This window comes from Chitinophaga oryzae (assembly GCF_012516375.2).
Classification (GTDB): Bacteria; Bacteroidota; Bacteroidia; order Chitinophagales; family Chitinophagaceae; genus Chitinophaga; species Chitinophaga oryzae.
Map to the genome: position 1 here is coordinate 3,760,384 of NZ_CP051204.2, position 23,184 is coordinate 3,783,567.

A 23,184-nucleotide genomic window follows, 5' to 3' on the forward strand; every position below is an offset into this window, starting at 1 on the left:
TTATCTAACCACGGTCACTTCGCCTTTGATAACATTGGAAGCGCCGCCGGCTACTTTCTTGTAGGTGAGCCACCATACGTAGGTGCCGATATCTACCGGGCTGCCCTTGAACTTACCGTCCCATCCTTTGTGACTATCGGAGGAGATGAAGATCAGTTCGCCCCAACGGTTGAAGATCCGCAGTTCGTAGTCGAACATAGGTCCGCGTACAATTGGTCTGAACACATCGTTCCGTCCGTCGCCGTTTGGTGAGAAGGCGTTCGGGAACTGCGGTTTCGGTTCGCACTGGGTGAAGTTGACCCGGATGTCGTCTGTTGCGCTGCCGCAATCATTGAACACGGTCACTGTGTAAGTGCCACCGTTGGTAACCTGCAGGGTGGGCGAGGTGCTGCCGTTATCCCAGCGTACGCTGGTGATGCCGTTGCCCTCAGCGCGGAGTGTCAGGGTTTCGCCTATACACATCACGGTATCATTGCCCAGGTTGATTTTCGGTACACCGGTGATGTTAACGTTCACGCTGTCGAGGTATACTCTCTGGCAGAACCTGTCCATCACGGCCAGTTTGTATTTGCCGGCCTGGCTTACCTGTTTGATCGGGTTGGTGTCGCCATCGTTCCAGAGGTAGGATATTGCGTCTGTATTGGTGCCGTTGAAAGTAACGGTGCCATCAGGGCAGATGTTCCTGTCCGGGCCGAGGTCTACCTGTATGCCCGGTTTCATTCTTACGTTAACGGTATCTCTTACCACGCAGTTGTCTCTGCTGACAGCCACCCAGTAACCGCCCGGTTTGTTGACGATAATGGAGTTGCTGGTTTCGCCTGTCTGCCATCTGATGCGGCCGCCGTTGGAATTAACGGTGAGCATGATAGACTGATCAGGGCAGATGGCTGTGTCGCGGCTCAGGGTAATATCCGGTGGAGGATTCACGCTTACTTTCACGGTGTCGATGGTGATACAAGCGCTCTTCATCACTTTCACCCAGAATTGTTCCTGTGTGCTGACGAGGATAGAGGCGGTAGTGGCACCAGTGCTCCAGAGATAGGTAGCGCCGTCCACATAGGCATCCAGTTTCACGGACTGACCACGGCAGATGGTAGTGTCCGGGATGCTTACCAGCGGAGTGGGGATGAGCCCTACTTTAATGGTGTCGCTGGTTTCGCACTGGCCGTTGCTGATGTTCACCCAGTAGATGCCGGCCTGTGTGATCTTGATCCGCTGTGTGGTTTCGCCGGTAGACCATTTGATGGTGTAGGCGAAGTTGGAAGCGCCTGCATCCAGTACGAGGCTGTTGCCGCCGCAGATGGTGGTGTCCTGTCCGAGGTTGACTACCGGTTTCTGAATGTAGTTCAGCTGGTAAGTCATGGTATCGGAAGAGCAGCCTGTTTTACCATCTGTCATGATGAAGGAGGCTGAAGTAGCGCCGTTCAGGTTGAACTGGTTGCTGCGTTGTGTTAATGGCAGGCCTGTTACAGCGTTGGCAGGTGTTACCGCCACAAGGGTAAAGGTGGGCAGGTTCACGTCACCTACCGGTTGCAGGGCTACTCTCGGGTTATCGGAGCAGTTGGCCGGCAGGGTAGCGCTGAGCTGCGGTTTCGGACAAGGTTGGATAATGATGCGTTGGATCACATCGTTGGCTTTGTTGCCGCAGGCGTCTGTGATGCTCCATCTTCTTACGATGGTATAGCCTTTACAGATGTCTTTCACAAACGGATCTTCGCTGTACACCGCTTTTTTCGGGAAGGAAGGATCACAGTTGTCTGTGGCGGTCAGTGTCACCGGCGCCGGGATCGGGTCCTGGCAGTATACGGTCACGTCTGCCGGAGCAGGCATGATCACTGGTCTGGTGGTGTCCTGTACGGTAACGATCTGTTTCATGGTAGCGATGTTGCCGCATGCATCTTTTGCAGTCCAGGTCCTGATGATGCGGTAGTTGTTGCCGCAGGCGCCAGGAATGGTTTCGGTGATGGTTTGACGGGTCACTGTCAGACCGTTGCCGGTGGTGCTGCAGTTGTCTGTAGCGGTTACATTGGTAGCAGGGGCCGGGATGGCGTCGCAGTTCACCGTGGTGTCTCCTGGAGGTACTACGGTGAATACCGGTTTGGTGGTATCCTGTACGCGGATGGTCTGCTGCATGGTGGCTTTGTTACCGCAATCGTCTGTGGCTGTCCAGGTACGGATTTCCAGATAATTGCCGGCACAAGCGCCTGGTATTTTCTGTGTTTTGGAGCTGGTGAATACCTGGATGTTACCGGAACAGTTGTCGGTAGCGGTAATCACCGGCCATGCGGGTACTTTATCGCAGTCTACCAGTGTGTCTTTCGGCGTTGGCAGAGAGAATACCGGTCTGGTGGTATCCTGTACGCGGAGTATCTGCTGTACGGTTTTGCCGTTGCCACATTCATCCAGCGCTGTCCATTTGCGGTAGATGGTATAGTTGCTGGCACATATACCGGATTTGCGGACAATGGAGTCTCTGGAGGTAACGGTGATGATACCCGGAGTACAGTTGTCGGTAGCGGTCAGGTTGATGCCCGCCGGTACTTTGTCGCAGTTCACGGTGGTGTCAGCAGGTGGCTGCAGCGTGAAGACAGGAGCGGTCATGTCTTTCACGGTGATGATCTGTGTCAGTGTTACACCGGTGTTGCAGGCATCTTTGGCTGTCCAGGTGCGGATCAGCTGATAGTTGTTGCCGCAGGCGCCCGGTATATCTTTCCGCACTTCCACCACCGGAATGGTGATGTCGCCGGCGCAGTCGTCTTTCGCGATCAGATCTACTCTGGCAGGCACCTTGTCACAGTCAACAGTGATGTTGGCTGGAGCAGGGGTGGTGAACACCGGTGCTTTGGTATCTACCACGGTGATCGTCTGGGAAGCGGTGACGAACAGGCCGCATCTGTCGGTAGCGGTCCATGTACGGGTGATGGTAGTGAGACATGGTGAAGTGACGGTGGTTACGTCATTATAGGTCACATTCAGGGACACGTCATCATAAGGCGCGTGGCTGAATACCGGTTTACCGAAGAGGGTAGTGTAGTCTTTACCCTGTACGCATTCGGTGGTGATGGCCGCCGGTTGTGACACTACGATCGGCGCTTTGTTGACCACTGTGATTTTCACTACGTTGCTGATGTTATTGATACATGCACCGGAAGCTACTATTCTTCTGTACCAGATATCTGCGGTCAGCAGGCCTGGCTGATAGGTATCGGTGGTGGCGCCGGGGATGTTGGTGAACGGTCCGGCTGCACCGGCAGTGCTTTGCTGCCATACATAGGTGTAGGTACCGTTACCACCGGAGAGTACGTTGCCACGTATAGCCGTTGGCGTTTCAGTGGTACATACGGTCTGGTCGGCCTGGATGCTGTTGCCCAGAATCGGTTTGCGGTTGATCAGCGTTACGCTGGAGCTGGTAGCGGCACATTTACCGTTGCTTACCACCCATGTCAGCTGTGCTGTTTCACCGGCGGGCACGGTAATCGTTGCTTTCCTGTCGGTAGCGTTGCTGATGGTGATCAGGGCCGCATTGTTGCTGGTAACTACCCATACACCTTTAGCACCTGGTACGCCCGGATCGCTGGCGTTCATATTAAAGGTAGCGTTGTCGCAATGTTCCTGGTTAGGGCCAGCATTGGCGGCTACCGGTGTCAGGTAGTTGATCAGGGTGACATCGTCCCAGGTGGAGCTACATACACCGTTGGTGATGGTCCAGCGCAGAGTAACGGTATCGCCCGGGTTCACCTTCACTTTGGAGACAGGGCTGTTGATAGACCGGATCACGGCAGTGCCTTTGATGATAGACCAGAAGCCTGTCGCGCTGGACACGCTTGGTTTATCGGCGGCAAGGGTGAAGTCGGTCAGCTGGTTACAGGCTTCCTGGTCAGGACCGGCGTTGGCGTCGAGTGCTTTCGCATAGTTGATCAGGGTCACCTGGCTGGAAGTGCTGGCGCATTTGCCGTTGGTGATGGTCCATTTGAGAACAACGGTATCGCCAACAGGTACTTTCACTTTCGTGGCCGGATTGTTAGGCTCATAAATAGTGGCTCTGCCAGGCACGCGGCTGATGTCTGTCCAGGTACCGGTGGCGCTGGAGGCGCCAGGTTGGTTGGCGTCCATCACAAAGTCGCCGGTGGTGTTACATTTTTCCTGGTCAGGGCCGGCATTGGCAACAGCTGCTGCTTTGTAGTTGATAATGGTTACCCTGCTGGAGGTGGCTTTACATGCACCGTTGGTGATGGTCCATTCCAGTACGACGGTATCACCCACAGGAACGGTGACAGCGGTCAGCGGGTTGGTAGGTTGTTTAATCACCGCTCTTCCTGGTATACGGCTAACGTCTTTCCATTTTCCGGTTGCGGTCGGAACGCTGGGTACGTTGGCTTTCATCATGAAGTCGCTGGCCTGGTTGCACGCTTCCTGGTCAGGACCGGCATTGGCGGCTGCTGCCACGGCGTAGTTGGTGATGACTACGTTGTCTGAAGTAGCGGCGCAGGTACCGTTGGTGATGGTCCAGGTGAAGGTAACGGTCGTACCGGCTTTCACGGTCACCCTGGTTTTAGCATTGGCAGGGTCGGCAATGGTCACGCCGGTCATAGTAGAGGCAGTCCATTTGCCGGCGGCGCCAAACTGCGTAGGTGCGTTACCGTTCAGGGTGAAGTTTTCGTTGTCGCATTGTTCCTGGTCTTCACCGGCATTGGCCACAACAGGTGTTTCGTAGTTGGTCAGCACCACATCGTCGCTGGTTACTGCGCACACGCCGTTGGTGATCGTCCAGGTAAAGGTGGCGGTTTCTCCCACCGGCAGGTATACGCCGGTTACCGGCTGGTCCGGGTTGCGGATGATGGCTTTCGGGTTGTTGGTCGTCCATTTACCGGTAGCGCCGGCAGCTTTCGGATCGTTACCTTCCAGCTTCAGGTCCGTTTTAACGTTACAGAACGATTTGTTTTGTCCTGCATCGGCTTTGGCAGGGAGCTCGTACACGGTTACTTTAGCGGAAGCGCAGGTGGCGGCGTTACCGCAAGGGCCTGTGCTTTCAGCGCGTACGAACCAGGTAGTGGTTTTAGATACATTTTTAAAGGTGGCGGTCCTGCCGTCGGCACTGATGACGTCTGGTGTTACCGCGGTGCTGCCGGTAGTTCCGGGGCAACCGTTGATATACCATTTCCAGGTGGCGTTGGTAGCGCCGTTTTCATCTGTGCCCAGGCTGCCGCCCTGGATAGTGAGTACCACGTCGCCTTTGTCGCAGATTTCAGCGGCATTCACAGTCAGGCCGGTGGCCGGTGTGGAAGGCTTCATGATTTTCACGGTGAAGTGTACATCTCTCGTACAACCAGCGTTGGTTCCATCCTGGACAGTCAGCACGAAGTCGTAAGTACCGGCAGGAGCGGAGGTGGGGAAGGTCACTTTGTAAGTGCCTGCGCCATTCCATTTCTGGTTGATGATATCTGTAAAGCCGGCCATTTTATTAGGTGTGGTGGCTTTCACAGAATAGAGGGTGATGATGCCTGTCGGGTTAGACACTACCATGTTGAAAGAGCCGTCTGTGTTGCACACAGGAGTTACGGCAGCTACACCTACCGTCGGTGCTGCATTGAGGATCAGCTTAATGCTGGAAGTGCTATTGGTACATACGCCGTTGCTGATGGTCCAGGTAACGGTAACGGTTTGTGGCGTGCTGGTGTTCAGCGTAGCGATCGCTTTCGGATCGTTAGGGTTGCTGAAGGTTACGCCTGTGCCGGACCATGTACCTGTTTCAGTAGGTTTCGGTGTATTGGCATTGAGCTGGAACTTGTTGTCACCGCACTGGGTAATATCAAAACCAGCTTTGCTTTCTGTGAGTGCTTCTGTATTGGTCAGGATAATCTGATCAGAAGCGGTACAGGAAGCTTTGAAGTTATTGGTAACGGTCCAGAGCAATGTCACGGAGCTACCTGCAGGCACGCCTGTAATGGTAGTGGTGTAATTGTTCGGAGTGGTGATTTTTGCCCCAAGGCTGTTGCCCACAAAGCTCCATACACCTTTCTGGTCGGCCAGTGGCTGATTGCCGGTAACGGTGAAGCTGCTGTTGTTACATTGTTTGATTTCAGCAACACCTGCGTCGGCGGTTGGCATAGATCTCACTTGCACGATCACGTTATCGGTGACGGTACAAGCGCCGTTTTTCACGGACACAGCGTACACGTTATCCCCAATTTTGATCGGTGTGTGGGAGAAAGATACTTTGTTGTCTGTGCCGGGAATAGCAATACCGTCGAGCGTCCAGCGGATGGTGTAGCCAGCGTTGCTGCTGCCGATGCTGAGGGTGGTGGTTTCACCTTTACAGATCTCAGCCGGAGTAGCGACTACATCTACGGTTGGTTTAGCGTCTACGGTGACGGTGAACGGATAATTGGTAACACAACCGGCGTTGGCGCCATCCTGGATTGTCAGCACGAAGTTATAAGTGCCGGCAGGAGTGGCGGCGGGGTAGGTTACTTTATAAGTACCGGCGCCGTTCCATTTCTGGTTGATGATATCTGTGAAGCCGGCCATCTTATTAGGGGTGACAGCTTTCACAGAATAGAGGGTAATAGCGCCAGTCGGGTTAGACAACACGAGGTTGAAAGCGCCGTCGGCGTTACATACCGCAGGGATAGCAGCGACAGCTACCGTCGGTGCGGCATTGAGGATCAGCTTAATGCTGGAAGTGCTATTGGTACATACGCCGTTGCTGATGGTCCAGGTAACGGTAACGGTTTGTGGCGTGCTGGTGTTCAGCGTAGCGATCGCTTTCGGATCGTTAGGGTTGCTGAAGGTCACGCCGGTGCCGGACCATGTACCTTTTTCAGTAGGTTTCGGTGTATTGGCATTGAGCTGGAACTTGTTGTCACCGCATTGGGTAATATCGGTACCGGCTTTGCTGACAGTGAGCGCCAGTGTGTTGGTCAGGATAATCTGATCGGAAGCGGTACAGGAAGCCTTGAAGTTATTGGTCACAGTCCAGAGCAATGTCACGGAGCTACCTGCAGGCACGCCTGTAACGGTAGTGGTGTAATTGTTCGGATTGGTGATCTGTGCACCGAGGCTGTTGCCCACAAAGCTCCATACGCCTTTCTGGTCGGCCAGTGGCTGGTTACCGGTCACGGTGAAGTCTTTGGTGTCGCACTGTTTGATTTCAGGAACACCTGCATCAGCAGCCGGCATAGACCGCACCACCACGGTTACATTGTCGGTAACGGTACAAGCGCCGTTGGTAACGGTTACAGCATATACGTTGTTGCCGATTTTACCGGGTGTCTGTGTGAACGATACTTTATCGTTGGCGGCAGGGATAGCAACACCGTCGAGTGTCCAGCGGATGGTATAGCCAGCGTTGCTGCTGCCGATGCTGAGGGTGGTGGTTTCACCTTTACAGATCTCAGCCGGAGTAGCGACTACATCTACGGTTGGTTTAGCGTCTACGGTGACGGTGAACGGATAATTGGTAACACAACCGGCGTTGGCGCCATCCTGGATTGTCAGCACGAAGTTATAAGTGCCGGCAGGAGTGGCAGCGGGGTAGGTTACTTTATAGGTACCGGCGCCGTTCCATTTCTGGTTGATGATATCTGTGAAGCCGGCCATCTTATTAGGGGTGACAGCTTTCACAGAATAGAGGGTAATAGCGCCAGTCGGGTTAGACAACACGAGGTTGAAAGCGCCGTCGGCGTTACATACCGCAGGGATAGCAGCGACAGCTACCGTCGGTGCGGCATTGAGGATCAGCTTAATGCTGGAAGTGCTATTGGTACATACGCCGTTGCTGATGGTCCAGGTAACGGTAACGGTTTGTGGCGTGCTGGTGTTCAGCGTAGCGATCGCTTTCGGATCGTTAGGGTTGCTGAAGGTCACGCCGGTGCCGGACCATGTACCTTTTTCAGTAGGTTTCGGTGTATTGGCATTGAGCTGGAACTTGTTGTCACCGCATTGGGTAATATCGGTACCGGCTTTGCTGACAGTGAGCGCCAGTGTGTTGGTCAGGATAATCTGATCGGAAGCGGTACAGGAAGCCTTGAAGTTATTGGTCACAGTCCAGAGCAATGTCACGGAGCTACCTGCAGGCACGCCTGTAACGGTAGTGGTGTAATTGTTCGGATTGGTGATCTGTGCACCGAGGCTGTTGCCCACAAAGCTCCATACGCCTTTCTGGTCGGCCAGTGGCTGGTTACCGGTCACGGTGAAGTCTTTGGTGTCGCACTGTTTGATTTCAGGAACACCTGCATCAGCAGTCGGCATAGACCGCACCACCACGGTTACATTGTCGGTAACGGTACAAGCGCCGTTGGTAACGGTTACAGCATATACGTTGTTGCCGATTTTACCGGGTGTTTGTGTGAACGATACTTTATCGTTGGCGGCAGGGATAGCAACACCGTCGAGTGTCCAGCGGATGGTGTTGCCAGCGTTGCTGCTTCCGATGCTGAGGGTGGTGGTTTCACCTTTACAGATCTCAGCCGGAGTAGCGACTACGTCTACGGTTGGTTTAGCGTCTACGGTGACGGTGAACGGATAATTGGTAACACAACCGGCGTTGGCGCCATCCTGGATTGTCAGCACGAAGTTATAAGTGCCGGCAGGAGTGGCGGCGGGGTAGGTTACTTTATAAGTACCGGCGCCGTTCCATTTCTGGTTGATGATATCTGTGAAGCCGGCCATCTTATTAGGAGTGACAGCTTTCACGGAATAGAGGGTAATAGCGCCAGTCGGGTTAGACAACACGAGGTTGAAAGCGCCGTCGGCGTTACATACCGCAGGGATAGCAGCGACAGCTACTGTCGGTGCGGCATTGAGGATCAGCTTAATGCTGGATGTACTATTGGTACATACGCCGTTGCTGATGGTCCAGGTAACGGTAACGGTTTGTGGCGTACTGGTGTTCAGCGTAGCGATCGCTTTCGGATCGTTAGGGTTGCTGAAAGTTACGCCTGTGCCGGACCATGTACCTGTTTCAGTAGGTTTCGGCGCATTGGCATTGAGCTGGAACTTGTTGTCACCGCACTGGGTAATATCGGTACCGGCATTGCTTTCTGTCAGTGCTTCCACATTGGTGAGTACTACGTAAGCAGAAGCAACGCAGGCGGCGTGATAGATGTTGGACACCGTCCATCTCAGTGTTACGGACTGGCCAACCGGTACGCCGGTAACAGTTGTTTTGTAGTTGGTAGGATCGGTGATTTTCGCACCCAGGTCGGCGCTGGCAAAGCTCCACATCCCTTTCTGATCACCCAGAGGCTCTCTGCCTTCAACAGAGAAATCAGGGTTGTTACATTGTTTGATCTCATGCCTGTCGATATTGGCGTTCGGCATGGACCTCACCTTGATGGTCACGTTGTCGGTAGCGGTACAAACACCGTTGGTCACGGTTACCGCATATACGTTGTCACCAATTTTAGTAGGTGTGTGAACGATAGACACTTTGTTGTCGCCTTCCGGGATAGGAGTGCCATTCAGTGTCCAGCGGATCGTGTAGCCGGCGTTGCTGTTATCGATGCTGAGTGTGGCAGCGGTACCTTCACATACTACATAAGGCAGTGCAGTGATCTTCACGGCCGGGTTTTGGTCGATCTTCACGGAGAAGGTCCTGGTAAACACACAACCTGCGTTGTTGTCGTCCTGAACGGTCAGTACAAAGTCGTATGTACCGCCCGGAGTAGTGGCCGGATAGTTTACCTTGATAGTACCTGCGCCGGTCCATGGAGCATCCACGATTGGCGTGAAGGACGGCAGCGCATTGGTAGCCGCTGGTTTGATGGAGTATTTGGTGATGTTGCCTGTCGGGTTGGACAGTACCAGGTTGAAGAACGCATCAGCGCTACATACGGTAGGTACCGTTGCTACAGCCACAGTCGGTGCGGCATTGAGTGTCAGCTTGATGCTGGAGGAGCTGTTGGTACATACGCCGCCGTTGCTGATGGTCCAGGTAACGGTAACGGTCTGCGGTGCGCTGGCGGAGGTCAGCGTAGCGACAGCTGCAGGATCGTTAGGGTTGCTGAAGGTCACGCCGGTGCCGGACCAGGTACCTGTTTCTGTAGGTTTCGGCGCATTGGCGCTGAGCTTGAACTGATTGTTACCGCATTGGGTGATATCAATACCGGCTTTGCTGACAGTGAGCGCCAGTGTATTGGTCAGGGTGATCTGATCGGAAGCTACGCAGGAAGCCTTGAAGGTGTTGGTCACCGTCCACTGCAGTGTTACGGAGCTACCGGCAGGTACGCCTGTTACGGTAGTGGTGTAATTGTTCGGATTGGTGATCTGTGCTCCCAGGTTGGCGCCTACGAAGCTCCACACACCTTTCTGGTCAGCGGCCGGCTTGTTGCCGGTTACGGTGAAGTCTTTGGTGTCGCACTGTTTGATTTCAGGGTTACCTGCATCTGCAGTCGGCATGGACCTCACAATTACGGTAGCATCATCAGTAACGGTACAAGCGCCGTTTTTCACGGATACCGCATATACTTTATTACCGGTGCCTGTTGGCGTGTGGGTAAAGGTTGTTTTGTTGTCGGTACCGGCGATAGGAGCGTTGTTTAGTGTCCAGCGGATGGTGTAACCGGCATTGCCGGCGGCGATGCTGAGGGTGGTGGTTTCACCTTCGCAGATCTCTGTCGGGCTGGCTACAACATTTACCGTTGGTTTGGCGTCGATGGTGACGGAGAACGGATAGTTGGCTACGCAACCGGCGTTGGTGCCGTCCTGGATGGTCAGCACAAAATTGTAAGTGCCGGCCGGGGTAGCGGCAGGGTAGTTCACCTTAATGGTGCCGGCGCCTGTCCACGCAGCGTCCACGATTGGCGTGAAGGAAGGCAGCGCGTTGGTAGCCGCTGGTTTGATGGAATATTTGGTAATGATACCGGTTGGGTTGGACAGTACCAGGTTGAAGAACGCATCGGCGTTACATACAGCAGGTACAGTTGCTACCGTTACGGTCGGTGCGGCATTCAGTGTCAGCTTCACGGAAGAAGTACTGTTGGTACATACGCCGTTGCTGATGGTCCAGGTAACGGTAACGGTCTGCGGTGTGCTGGTAGAGGTCAGCGTAGCGACAGCTGCAGGATCGTTAGGGTTGCTGAAGGTCACGCCGGTGCCGGACCATGTACCTGTTTCAGTAGGTTTCGGCGCGTTGGCGCTGAGCTTGAACTGATTGTTACCGCACTGGGTGATATCAATACCGGCTTTGCTGACAGTGAGCGCCAGTGTATTGGTCAGGGTGATCTGATCGGAAGCTACGCAGGAAGCCTTGAAGTTGTTGGTCACCGTCCACTGCAGTGTTACGGAGCTACCGGCAGGTACGCCTGTTACGGTAGTGGTGTAATTGTTCGGATTGGTGATCTGTGCTCCGAGGTTGGCGCCTACGAAGCTCCACACACCTTTCTGGTCGGCAGCAGGCTGGTTACCGGTTACGGTGAAGTCTTTGGTGTCGCACTGTTTGATTTCAGGCTTGCCTGCATCAGCAGTCGGCATGGACCTCACAATTACGGTAGCATCATCAGTAACGGTACAAGCACCGTTTTTCACGGATACGGCATATACTTTATTGCCGGTGCCTGTTGGCGTGTGGGTAAAGGTTGTTTTGTTATCGGTACCTGCGATGGCAGTACCATTCAGCGTCCAGCGGATGGTGTAGCCGGCATTGCCGGCAGCGATGCTGAGGGTGGTGGTTTCACCTTCGCAGATCTCTGTCGGGCTGGCTACAACATTTACCGTTGGTTTGGCGTCGATGGTGACGGAGAACGGATAGTTGGCGGCGCAACCGGCGTTGGTGCCATCCTGGATGGTCAGCACAAAATTGTAAGTGCCGGCCGGGGTAGCGGCAGGGTAGTTCACCTTGATGGTGCCGGCGCCTGTCCACGCAGCATCCACGATTGGCGTGAAGGAAGGCAGCGCGTTGGTAGCCGCTGGTTTGATGGAATATTTGGTAATGATACCGGTCGGGTTGGACAGTACCAGGTTGAAGAACGCATCGGCGTTACATACAGCAGGTACAGTTGCTACCGTTACGGTCGGTGCGGCATTCAGTGTCAGCTTCACGGAAGAAGTACTGTTGGTACATACGCCGTTGCTGATGGTCCAGGTAACGGTAACGGTCTGCGGTGTGCTGGTAGAGGTCAGCGTAGCGACAGCTGCAGGATCGTTAGGGTTGCTGAAGGTCACGCCGGTGCCGGACCATGTACCTGTTTCAGTAGGTTTCGGCGCGTTGGCGCTGAGCTTGAACTGATTGTTACCGCATTGGGTGATATCAACACCAGCTTTGCTGACGGTAAGCGGTTCGGTATTCGTTAAGGTGATGTTGGAGCTGGCCTTACAAGTCTTATTATATTTATTATTAACTGTCCAGGTCAGTACAACTGATTTTCCGGCCTGTAATCCGGTGACTGTTGTTTTCGGATTGGTCGGGTCGGTAATAACAGCGCCGTTGGCGGAGCCGCTGATAGTCCACACACCTTCCTGATCAACAGGCAGGGCAGGAGCGTTCATGGTAAAGTTGCCCACATTACATTGAGGGCTGGCTGTACCCGGATCGGCTACCGGCACGGCCCTTACTTCCACCGCCAGTGTTTTGGTATCGGAACAGGTCAGGTTGGTTACTTTGACACTGTAGTTATGTGTACCGGCTGATGTGGGCGTGTGGGTAATGCTTTGGGTGCTGCCTGTCTGGGTGACACCATCGATGGTCCATAATTTGGTATAGCCGCTGTTGGAAGCTGCAACGCTCAGCGTAACGCTGGTGCCCAGACAGATATCTGTCGGGCCGCTGATGGTGGCATCCGGCTGGGCGTCTACCCTTAATTTAAAAGGAGCGTCGTAGGTACATCCCTGGTTGTTACCGTCCTGGATGGTCAGGATAAAATCATAGGTACCCGCAGGAGTGTTCGCTGGCAGGTTTACACTAATCGCACTGCCGGTAGCGGGCCAGGTGCCGGTTACATTCGTGAAGGCAGCCAGCGGTGTGCCGATGCCCTGTTTTACGGTGTATTTGGTAACAGTGCCGCTCAGCGCAGAGAAATTAATGGTAAACTGTTTGGCAGTCTGGCAAACAGCAGGGACTGTAACGGTTACTGCCGGAGCGGGGCGCAGGTGCAGGTTGACCTTTGACAGGCCGTCCGCACATTTGCCGTTGCGAAGTGTCCAGGTAACAGTGATGTCCTGTGTGGTAGCAGTGCCTGTCAGTGTAGCGGTGGTCAACGGTGAATTCGGGTCACCGAAAGTAACGCCGGTTCCGCTCCATTGACCGGTTTCCCAGGCAGCAGGTGCTGTTCCGGAAATGTTAAACACTTTGTTGGCGCACTGCGTGATGTCTATGGTGGCAGCAGAAACGGGGAGGGGCATGTTGATCAGCACCACTTCGTCGCTGGCCGCGCATTTAGACAGGTTTTTATTGGTGATGGTCCATACCAGGGTTACTGATTTACCGGCTGCCAGGTTCGTGACAGTGGCGTTGTAACTGGTAGGATTGTTCAGCGTTGCGCCTTCGTTGATACCGCCCTTGAAGCTCCACATACCGGTCTGGTCGGCCAATGGCTGGCTGCCGGCGAGTGTGAAGGAGGTGGTGTTACACAGTTTAATATCGGTGCCGGCATTGGGTTTAGGCATTGAGTTCACAATGACTTCCGCCTGGTCCGATATGATACACTTACCGTTGGTCACCGTAACGGTATAGATATTTTTCGCGGGCGGTACAGCCGCGGGATTGGTGACTTTGGTGGGAGTGTGGGTGATAGACGTGCCTTTGGCGCCGGCTATCACGGTGCCATTGTAATCCCAGGTAATATCATACACGCTGTTTTCCGGCTGGATCTCCAGCTTGGCGATTTCTCCTTCGCAGATGCTCGGAGGCGTCAGCAGTTTAACATTAACGATGGGTTTCTGATAAACGAGAATTTCTGCGCGGTTACTATCGCGGCAGACTTTATTATCCCCGTAGGATTTTTCACCCACCACTTCATAGGTGGTGGTAACGTTCGGGCTGACGTCCAGCGTGGTGCCGGTAACGAGCGGGTTTACCTTCCATGTATAAGAGGTGTAGCCGCCGGTTACTTCCAGGTGGGCGTTCTGGCCGTTACATATTTCATTACCGGTAACCGAAATCTGTGGTTGTGGTAAGATGGTGATTTCTACCGGTCGGGAAGGAGCGGCGCAGTTCCCGAGTTTGACGTTGTCTTTTTCAGTGATGCCTACCCTGAAATAATAGAGTTTGGCGACGGATGGATCTCCCTTCAGGGCGCCGGCGGTGAAGTTCAGGATGGGTGTTTTACTGCCGGTTACAGTACCGGCGTTCATGGGACCGTCCACCATATCGGTGTAGGTAACGCCATCGGTACTGATCTGCCATTGGTATACCGGGTCCTGGAAATAAGTAATGGGCTCCAGGTAGGCTGTGAGGCTTAACGGAGCGCCACCGCAGATCTGGTCTTTTATTCTTTTTTCATCTTTCAGACCGTCTACATACGCGAAAAGATCGGGGCTGCAATAGGTAAACTGGATATCGTCAATAGCGATGTCGTTACCGCAACCACCGAAGTTATTGTTGAGAATGGTGAGTTTTACCGATGTTAAGTTAGGCGGTATTTTGAAACTGCCGCCATATTGTTGCCATTCAGGTTTTCTGAGGTTCATGGATACGTCATTCGTATTGAACCTTTGCAAAACAGCGCCGGTGGTAGGGTCGGTAAGGATAAATGTCACACCCGCATAGTGATAACCGTCCGGTTTGGTATCGGACGCGCGGGCGCAGGTCTGATCAAATACTTCCATGCCGTTCACGTTCATGAACCAGGCGGAGAAGTTATAGATGGAACCCGGGCATAGGTTTTTAATTGTTCGTTGATAGAAGGATTTTTTTTCGATCGCTGAGTTGATCACCAGCATGCCACCGAATGTGTTAACATTATCGCCGTTGCCGGTACGATCGTAGGCTTTTACCCATTCCGGTTTTGCCTGTGTATGGTAATATTCTACGTATTCATTGTCTGCAATGTTAAGACTGGTAATATTGGTAGGGAACCTATAGGTAGAAGCAGCTCCCAGGTTAGTATAGAGGGAGTCGATGACCCGGTTTTTGCGGGGCCGGTCTCCGGCGTTAAAAATGCCGAAGTCTTCTTTGAAGCCGGCCATGGTACTGATGGTTCCGGCGCACTGGGTAATGGTACAGTCCTTTACTTTGATCTTTCTGGAGATGGTAGCTGTTCTGCTGCCGTTCTTTTCATAGATCTTAACGGTAAAGGTATACTCGCCTACCTTGTTAAGCCGGATGGTCATCGCTGTGACGCCTGCATAGGAGCCGGGTGTCCGGCCTACCCATTTGTCGGCGGCCGATGGCAGCCCGTTTTCGGTGAAGAGGAACTCGTACTCATCGGCGGCCAGGGCAGGAGAGACGCTCCAGTCCATGTGATCTACCGTAAAGTCGGAGTTCCACAACAGGCCGTTCAGGGTGGCAAAACTACCTGCGCAGATACTGTCGGGTGCGTTGATAAACGCCCTTTGTGCCATCGTCTTTGCAGACGGTAGCACAAAACCCGTTAACAGTAGTAAAAAGGTTAAAAGTCGTTTCATAGGTGTAAAACAGTTAAGTGAAAAAAGTATCAGTTCTGAGGGCTTTCGCCTGTTCAGTAACTGTTGTTTTCCAACCGCTTACAAGGGTGTGTGGACCCGGAAAACCGGTTCCGGTCCGGGTGAGGGAAGGTGTAGAATGTTTTCATAGGCGTCAGGTGTTTAAACGTTATATGGCTAAAATATGCGACTATTTTAAAATTAAAATTAAAAATAATATAGAGAAATAAAAAAAGTAATGATTTTCATAATATGAAATACACACTAGATAGGAAGAAGGGGAGGGTTAACGAAAATTGATTCTCAATCGGTTAAAGGAGGTTAAAAAAGCATTGAAAAAGTTATCCACATCCGGCGGCTATTGGGATTTATTTATCTGGTGCTGTGTTTTATGAAGTTATTTCCCTACCTTTGCAGACCAAATTTGATGTAAGATGCCCAAAGTAAGAACACATTCCCGGGCCAAGAAGACCTTCAAGGTTGGCGGGAACGGACAGATTAAGCGGTTTAAAGCCTTCAAAAGCCACTTACTGACTAAGAAAGCTACTAAAAGAAAACGTAGCCTGAGAGGAAGTACACTGGTTCACGAAGCGAATCTTAACCTGGTTAAGAGAATGCTCGGCCTCCGCTAGTATCCGTCCAAACAATCGAATTTTATAACCTGAGAAAAAACAAAGACAATGCCTCGTTCAGTTAACGCCGTAGCTTCAAGAGCCCGGAGAAAAAGGATCTTAAAGCAAGCCAAAGGCTTTTACGGTAAAAGGAAAAATGTTTACACCGTAGCGAAGAACGTCCTCGAGAAAGGACTCACCTATAGCTACGTAGGTCGTAAATTAAAGAAAAGAAACTATCGTCAGCTGTGGATCGCCCGTATCAACGCTGCGGTAAGAGCAGAAGGTCTGACCTACTCTGTGTTCATGAACAAATTAGCTGGTAAGAACATCGATCTGAACAGAAAGGTGCTTGCTGACCTGGCCATGAACGAACCAGAAACCTTTAAAGCACTGGTTGCTTCCGTAAAGTAAGCGCTAATTAACTTTAAATACCAGGTAGCTGGCATCCCACCGGATGTCAGCTATTTTATTTTTAGGGAAGAGGCCCACCACGGCCGACCCGCTGCCGCTCATCGTGGCATATACCGCCCCGCCTTCATACATCGCCGCTTTTATCGCTGCCAGTTCCGGATGCGCTGCAAATACCGGCGCTTCAAAATCGTTGCTGATGACCTGCCGCCAGGCGGTCACCGGCGACTGTATCATTTCTTTTAACGCCCGGGCCGGCGCCTGTGGCGTGATTTGACGGAAAGCCCAACCGGTATTGACATGAATGCCCGGGTGCACCAGTAAAAAAGAGTAGCCCGAAAGGTCCAGTGACAGCGGTTCCATGATCTCTCCGCGGCCGGTAGCGTAACAAGGCTGATTCAGTATAAAGAAAGGGCAATCGCTGCCCAGCACAGCTGCATAGTTGATCAGCTGCGCCTGCGTGAGTTCCAGCTGAAATTTCTTATTGAGCAACTGCAGCATAAAGGCAGCATCAGCGGAGCCGCCACCAAGGCCGGCGCCAATAGGAATATGTTTATGCAGGTGGATGTTGACCGGCTGTAATTGGGGAAAGTCCTGTTGCAACAGGTGAAAAGCCCGGAGGCACAGGTTGTCCGCCGCATCGCCGGGGACGGGAATGCCGCTGCTGGTGAACTGCAGGCTGCCGGGGGCAATTACTTCCAGCGCATCTGTCACGGGCAGGGGAAAGAAAACGGTCTCCAGGTCATGGAAGCCGTCTGACCGCTTGCCGATGATATGAAGGCCCAGGTTTATTTTACAGTTGGGAAAGACGATCATGGTTATGGCATTACACAGCAAAACCGCAGCGGCAGGGGATTCCTACCGGCAGCAGCTGTCCTTTCTGAAAAACAATTATTTACTTTTTCTGCTGTTGATTTCATCGCGAATAGCGATGGCGCGGATATAATCTTCCTGTTCCAGCACTTCCTGTAGGAGTTGTGTAAGCTCGTCCAGGCTCAAGGCCTTGAGATCGTCCTCGGCGCCTCTCTCGTGTTCGGAAATCGTGGGCGTAACAGGCTTGGCGCTTTTTTTACCTGCCGGATCATCCAGCAGGATACCGGCGCTGTTGAGGATATTTTCGAAAGTGTAGATCGGACAACCGAAACGAACGGCCAATGCAAGGGCATCGGAAGTGCGGGAGTCTATCTCAATGGTTTCGTCGTTGCTGGAACAGATAAGTTTGGAGTAAAAGATGCCCTCCTGGAGATTACTGATGACCACCTCATGGAGCTCTATGTTAAAAGCGGTCATGAAGTTTTTCATCAGGTCATGTGTGAGGGGGCGGCTGGGTTGCATTTTTTCTAACGCTACGGCGATCGCTTGCGCCTCAAAGCCCCCGATCACGATGGGTAAACGGCGTAACCCATTTACCTCTCCCAATACCACGGCATATGAATGAGTCTGCGTAATGCTGTGCGATAAAGCAACTATTTCCAGTTCTATTTTTCTCATATCTGTCTTGCGTTGTCGCTGAATATTTTGTAAGACCGTGAAGTTAGAAAAATATTCCTTATCTAAAAAAAATCTTAATCAATTACGAATTACGAATTACGAATTACGAGTTGAGAATCTTTATGTTGAACATTCATTTATGAACCGCTTAACAAAAGAGCCTTTTGCCGGGCGGTTATTTACGAACCTTCAACGAAACAGCTCCTGTTTCGTAATTCGTAATTCGTAATTCGTAATTGATTTATTGACCTTTGAATTCTTTGACTGCGGCTGTCAGTTTCGGTACCACTTCAAATGCATCACCAACTATGCCATAATCTGCGGCCTTGAAAAAAGGTGCCTCAGGGTCTTTGTTGATCACCACGATCACCTTGCTGCCGTTCACACCTGCCAGGTGCTGTATGGCGCCGGAAATACCGATCGCTACGTACAGGTTCGGGCGTACGGTCAAACCGGTCTGGCCCACGTGTTCATGATGCGGGCGCCAGCCGGCGTCGGCTACCGGGCGGGAGCTGGCCGTGGCTGCACCCAGCGCTTTGGCAAGGTCTTCCAGGATACCCCAGTTTTCGGGTCCTTTCAGGCCCCGGCCGCCGCTGACGATGATCTCAGCTTCTGTGAGCGGAATATCGCCGCTGACGGTTTCCGTTTTAATGACTTTTACTTTAAAATCCGCATCATTGATGGCAGGCGCGAAAGCTTCCACAGCAGCAGTGCCGGAGCCGGCCACGGCAGGGAAGGTGTTGGGCGTCAGTGCGATCACTTTGCGTTCGGAGGTGATATTTACGTTGGCGAAAGCCTTACCGGAGAATACGGTTTTTTTCACCACAAAGCCGTTGGCTGTGTCCGGGTAGGATACGGCGCCAGCCACCAGGCCGGCTTTCAGGCGGGCAGCCACACGGGGTGCTACCGCTTTGCCATCGAAGTTGTGCGGGAATACGATCACGGCTGCGCCTTCTTTATCGGCTGCTTCCGCAATGATTTTAGTATAAACGGTGCTCTCCACTTCCTGCAGCCGCGCATCGGCCACATGCAACACTTTGGCAGCGCCATAGTTGCCCAGGGCGGCCAGTTCCGCGTTGTCCGCAGGACCGAGTACCAGCGCCGTAGCGGTGGTGCCCAGCTGGGCGGCTACCTTTGATCCGTATTGAACTGCTTCCAGTGCTGCTTTCTTGATTTTTCCGTGTGCCTGATCGGCAAATATTAAAATAGACATGAATACGTTAATTAGAAATGAAACAATAGATACCCGCTGCCCTGGTTAGATCACTTTGGCTTCTTCATGCAGCAATTTTACCAGTTCCCCTACATTGTCGGGGTTGATCAGCTTCACGCCCGCTTTGGCCGGCGGCAGCTCAAAGCTCACCACGCTGGTCAGCGTATCGGTGGCAACAGGCTCTACTACGGCCAACGGCTTGGTACGTGCCGCCATAATACCGCGCATATTCGGGATACGGGCTTCTGCCATTCCTTTCTGACAGGAAACGACTACCGGCAGGGATACTTCACAGATCTCTTCGCCGCCTTCGATCTCCCGGTTGATAGTAGCCACCGTGCCGTTCAGCTCAAACTTAGCTGCGATAGACACGTAGGGCAGGTCCAGCAGTTCGGCTACCATACCGCCTATACCGGAACCGTTATAGTCGATGGTCTCTTTACCGGTGAATATAATGTCATATTGTTTTTCTTTTGCATGTGCCGCAATCTGTGCAGCGATGTAATAACTGTCCGCACTGTCAGCATTGATACGGAACGCCTCGTCACCGCCCAGTGCCAGCGCTTTCCGGATGATAGCATCGCAGTCAGCTCCGCCTACGGTGATCAGATGAACATCGGCACCAATCGTTTCCTTCAGCTCCAGCGCTCTTACCAGTGCGTACCATTCATCATAGGGGTTAATAATAAACTGGACACCAGCCTCATTGAATTTCGTGTTATTGTCCGTGAAAGCTATTTTTGCAGTCGTGTCCGGAGTTTTACTGATACAAACTAAAATCTTCATGGCCTTAAACTGTTTGGTTTAAAAATGCGGTAAGAGCAAATATATCTTATTTATGTAAGCCAACCGCAAGGCTATATTATGATTTTAATCAGTATAAACAACAGAAGTATGAATGAAAATTATAATTTGTTGATACCGGTAAAAAGCACAGCAAAGACATGGACAGAATCGCACAGATCAAACAAATGCTGGAAACAAGCCCGAATGACAGTTTCCTCAAACACGCCCTGGCACTGGAATATATTAAATTAAACAATGACACTGCGGCCCGGCAGCTGTTTGAAGAACTGCTGGCATATGAACCGGGATACACCGGCTCTTACTACCACCTTGGTAAACTGCTGGAAAGGCAGGAGGAGAAGGAAGCCGCCATTGCGGTATACGAAAAAGGGATGGCGATGGCCAAAGCTGCCAACGAAAGGCATACCTATAACGAACTGCAGTCGGCCTACGAAGAGCTGGTCTATTAATTCATTCAACACACATCCATGCCGCAACATTTACTGACTAATTTTTTGGCCCACATCGCCGGGCAACGTTTGTTTGACCCCGCCCAGCGCATCCTGCTGGCGGTAAGCGGCGGGGTAGACTCCGTAGTGATGGCCCATCTGTTCAGGCAGGCGGGACTGCAAGCGGGTATGGCCCATTGTAACTTCCAGCTGAGGGGAGAAGAGTCGGTGCGCGACGAGCAGTTTGTGCAGCAACTGGCTGCTGCCCTGGACCTTCCCCTGTACACCACCCGTTTTGATACCAACGCTTACACTGCAAGACATAACGTCAGCATACAGGTCGCCGCCCGGGACCTGCGCTACCAGTGGCTGGAGGAGGTCCGCCAACGGGAAGGCTACAGTTACATCGCCACGGCCCACCATATGCAGGACAGCGTGGAAACCGCACTCATGAATTTCTGCAAGGGCACCGGTATTGCCGGCCTGCACGGTATCCTGCCCAAACAGGAACGGATTATCCGCCCGCTGCTGTTTGCCGATAAAGACATCCTGATTGCTTATGCCGCCCTGCACCGCATCGATTTTGTGGAAGACAGTTCCAATATAACGGATAAGTATACACGTAATTTTTTCCGCCACCAGGTTATTCCCCGTATGCAGGAAGTGTATCCCGCTGCGGTGAAGAACATGGACAATTCCATCCAGCGGATGCGCGAGGCGGAAATACTTTACCAGGAATCCGTAGCGCGTCACCGTAAGCGCCTGCTTTTTCAGAAAGACAACACCTTTATGATCCCTGTGCTGAAGCTGCTAAAGACAGTACCGCTGCAGACGGTAGCCTGGGAACTGCTGAAAGACTTCGGTTGTTCTGTAGCGCAACTGCAACAGGTGCTGCAACTGCTCCACAGTGAATCCGGACGGTATGTGGAAACGTCCACGCACCGCATCATCCGCAACCGCAGCTGGTTGCTCATTACGCCGGTAGCACAAACGGATGCTTCCATTCATGTGCTGGACGGCACTCCCGCCCACGTCACCTACGATAACGGACAACTGCACGTCCGTCAGCAGGAGCGGGGACAGGCAAGCATTCCTACGGCGCCGGAAACAGCCTGGCTGGACGCTGCCAAAGTAAGCTTCCCGCTGATTTTGCGTAAATGGAAACAGGGGGATTATTTTTATCCGCTCGGAATGCCTAAAAAGAAAAAGATCAGCCGCTTCCTGATAGATCAGAAACTGTCGCTGCCTGACAAGGAAAAAGTGTGGGTGATAGAGTCTGCCAAAAGAATCATCTGGGTGGTAGGCATGCGTATCGACGATCGCGTCAAGATCACCACAGGAACGGAAAACATCATTGCCATAGAATTAAAAACCCGGGACTAGCGCCCGGGTTTTTAATTCTATGGCGCGGGAGATCATTTCCCGCAACTGAAATATCATTACGGCCGGTGCAGCAGGAGGTCTATGAAGCGGGCGCCCAGCTCCGGGTGGAAAATCAGCGGAAACACAAGGCCGAAAACAGCTCCCCAGAAGTGCGCGTCATGGTTGATGTTGCCGCCCCCTTTCCTGGAAAGGTATGCGGAAAGGGCCAGGAACAGCACCCCGTAAAGAACAGCCGGCATCTTAATGAAAAAGAATACGCCGATCTGCGCCCACGGCTCTACCATGATAAAGGTGAAAAGCACCGCGGAAATAGCTCCTGAAGCGCCCAGCGAAGCATAGTAGGAGTTGTTGCGGTGTTTGAGAAAAGAAGGAATATCGGATACGATAATGCCCAACAAATAATACAACGGATACATCAGCTTAAAGCCAAACAAAGCCCTGAAAACATCTTCCACATAAGGCCCAAAGAAAAAGAGGGTCAGCATATTGAAAATCAGGTGCGTATAATCGGCATGTACGAACCCGGAGGTAATAAACCGGTAATACTCGTTACGGTTTTTTACCATGTATGGTTGCATCGTCAGCTTATCCAGCTGGTCATAATTGTTCAATGCGGTGTAGGAAATCAGGCAGGTAACAATGATAATAATAATACTGACGGACATAAGCTCAGAATGTTAGACTATAAATGTAACTATTGATGATGATATTTTTCCCTGTTTAATACCGTATAGGCACGATACAGTTGTTCGGTAAAAATGAGCCGCACCAGCTGATGCGGAAAGGTGAGCGGCGACAGGGACAGCTGCAGCTGCGACCGTTGCAGCACGGACTGGTCGATGCCGAAGGCGCCGCCTATCAGGATGATCAGTTGCCGCGTGCCGGCATTGGTGCGCTGCTGCAGGAATTCTGAAAACTGTACGGTCGTCATCATTTTCCCGCGTTCATCCAGCGCCAGCAGATAGTCGGTCGGTTGCAACAGGTCGAGGATGATTTTAGCCTCCTGCTTTTTCAGTTCAGGTACCGATAAACTGGCGGCCTGTTTGACCGTAGGGATCAGCTTCACCTCAAAATCCACGTAATGCTGTAACCTTTTTTGGAAGACGGCCATGCCCTCCCGAATGTAGGGGTCATGCTCCTTTCCGATGCTCCAGAGTTGAATTTTCACTTGTAATAATCATTAAACAACAGTTGTAAAAGTAAGTGTAAATCAGAAAATTGCAGAAAAAAAATAGGAAGAATTTGGTATTTTCGAAAAAAGGCATACCTTTGCAATCCCATC

The 23,184-nt window shown here is 52.3% G+C and carries 11 protein-coding genes; 4 read left to right on the forward strand and 7 right to left on the reverse strand.

All coding sequences use genetic code 11. The features are described from left to right. Positions 1-15,561 carry a T9SS type B sorting domain-containing protein gene (locus tag HF324_RS15645; RefSeq protein ID WP_168860224.1) on the reverse strand — a complete coding sequence of 5,187 codons (15,561 nt, stop codon included), beginning with the start codon at positions 15,559-15,561 and terminating at the stop codon, positions 1-3. 431 nt (positions 15,562-15,992) lie between these two features. Between HF324_RS15645 and rpmI the strand changes: the two genes are divergently transcribed. Both rpmI and rplT read left to right on the forward strand, forming a co-directional pair. Then, complete coding sequence (rpmI, locus tag HF324_RS15650) at positions 15,993-16,190, forward strand: 50S ribosomal protein L35 (RefSeq protein ID WP_078673351.1); 198 nt, start codon at positions 15,993-15,995, stop codon at positions 16,188-16,190. Between the two features lie 48 nt (positions 16,191-16,238). After that, complete coding sequence (gene rplT, locus HF324_RS15655; RefSeq protein ID WP_078673350.1) at positions 16,239-16,583, forward strand: 50S ribosomal protein L20; 345 nt, start codon at positions 16,239-16,241, stop codon at positions 16,581-16,583. 3 nt (positions 16,584-16,586) lie between these two features. On the opposite strand, the gene ispE is transcribed toward rplT, so the two are convergent. The 4 genes from ispE to HF324_RS15675 form a co-directional block, all read right to left on the reverse strand. Next, positions 16,587-17,396 carry a 4-(cytidine 5'-diphospho)-2-C-methyl-D-erythritol kinase gene (ispE, locus tag HF324_RS15660; RefSeq protein ID WP_168860225.1) on the reverse strand — a complete coding sequence of 270 codons (810 nt, stop codon included), beginning with the start codon at positions 17,394-17,396 and terminating at the stop codon, positions 16,587-16,589. Between the two features lie 75 nt (positions 17,397-17,471). Next, the gene (locus HF324_RS15665) at positions 17,472-18,071 is read right to left on the reverse strand and encodes a bifunctional nuclease family protein (RefSeq protein WP_168803373.1); all 600 of its coding nucleotides are present in this window, start codon (positions 18,069-18,071) and stop codon (positions 17,472-17,474) included. Positions 18,072-18,312: 241 nt separating this feature from the next. Beyond that, entirely contained in the window at positions 18,313-19,284 is a 972-nt protein-coding gene (locus HF324_RS15670) for an electron transfer flavoprotein subunit alpha/FixB family protein (protein WP_168803374.1), read from the reverse strand. A 45-nt stretch (positions 19,285-19,329) separates the two neighbouring features. Continuing rightward, the gene (locus HF324_RS15675) at positions 19,330-20,070 is read right to left on the reverse strand and encodes an electron transfer flavoprotein subunit beta/FixA family protein (protein WP_168860226.1); all 741 of its coding nucleotides are present in this window, start codon (positions 20,068-20,070) and stop codon (positions 19,330-19,332) included. A 158-nt stretch (positions 20,071-20,228) separates the two neighbouring features. Between HF324_RS15675 and HF324_RS15680 the strand changes: the two genes are divergently transcribed. Together HF324_RS15680 and tilS are read left to right on the forward strand one after the other, a co-directional pair. After that, positions 20,229-20,540 (forward strand): hypothetical protein, encoded by a 312-nt coding sequence (locus HF324_RS15680; protein WP_078673345.1) that lies wholly within the window; start codon positions 20,229-20,231, stop codon positions 20,538-20,540. 18 nt (positions 20,541-20,558) lie between these two features. Beyond that, positions 20,559-21,902, forward strand: a complete 1,344-nt coding sequence (gene tilS / locus HF324_RS15685; protein ID WP_168803376.1) for a tRNA lysidine(34) synthetase TilS — start codon at positions 20,559-20,561, stop codon at positions 21,900-21,902. Between the two features lie 56 nt (positions 21,903-21,958). Here the strand turns inward: tilS and HF324_RS15690 are convergent, their stop codons facing one another. Both HF324_RS15690 and HF324_RS15695 read right to left on the reverse strand, forming a co-directional pair. After that, the gene (locus tag HF324_RS15690; protein ID WP_168803377.1) at positions 21,959-22,567 is read right to left on the reverse strand and encodes a rhomboid family intramembrane serine protease; all 609 of its coding nucleotides are present in this window, start codon (positions 22,565-22,567) and stop codon (positions 21,959-21,961) included. A gap of 29 nt (positions 22,568-22,596) precedes the next feature. After that, positions 22,597-23,070 (reverse strand): 23S rRNA (pseudouridine(1915)-N(3))-methyltransferase RlmH, encoded by a 474-nt coding sequence (locus tag HF324_RS15695; protein WP_168803378.1) that lies wholly within the window; start codon positions 23,068-23,070, stop codon positions 22,597-22,599. Positions 23,071-23,184: the final 114 nt, after the last annotated feature.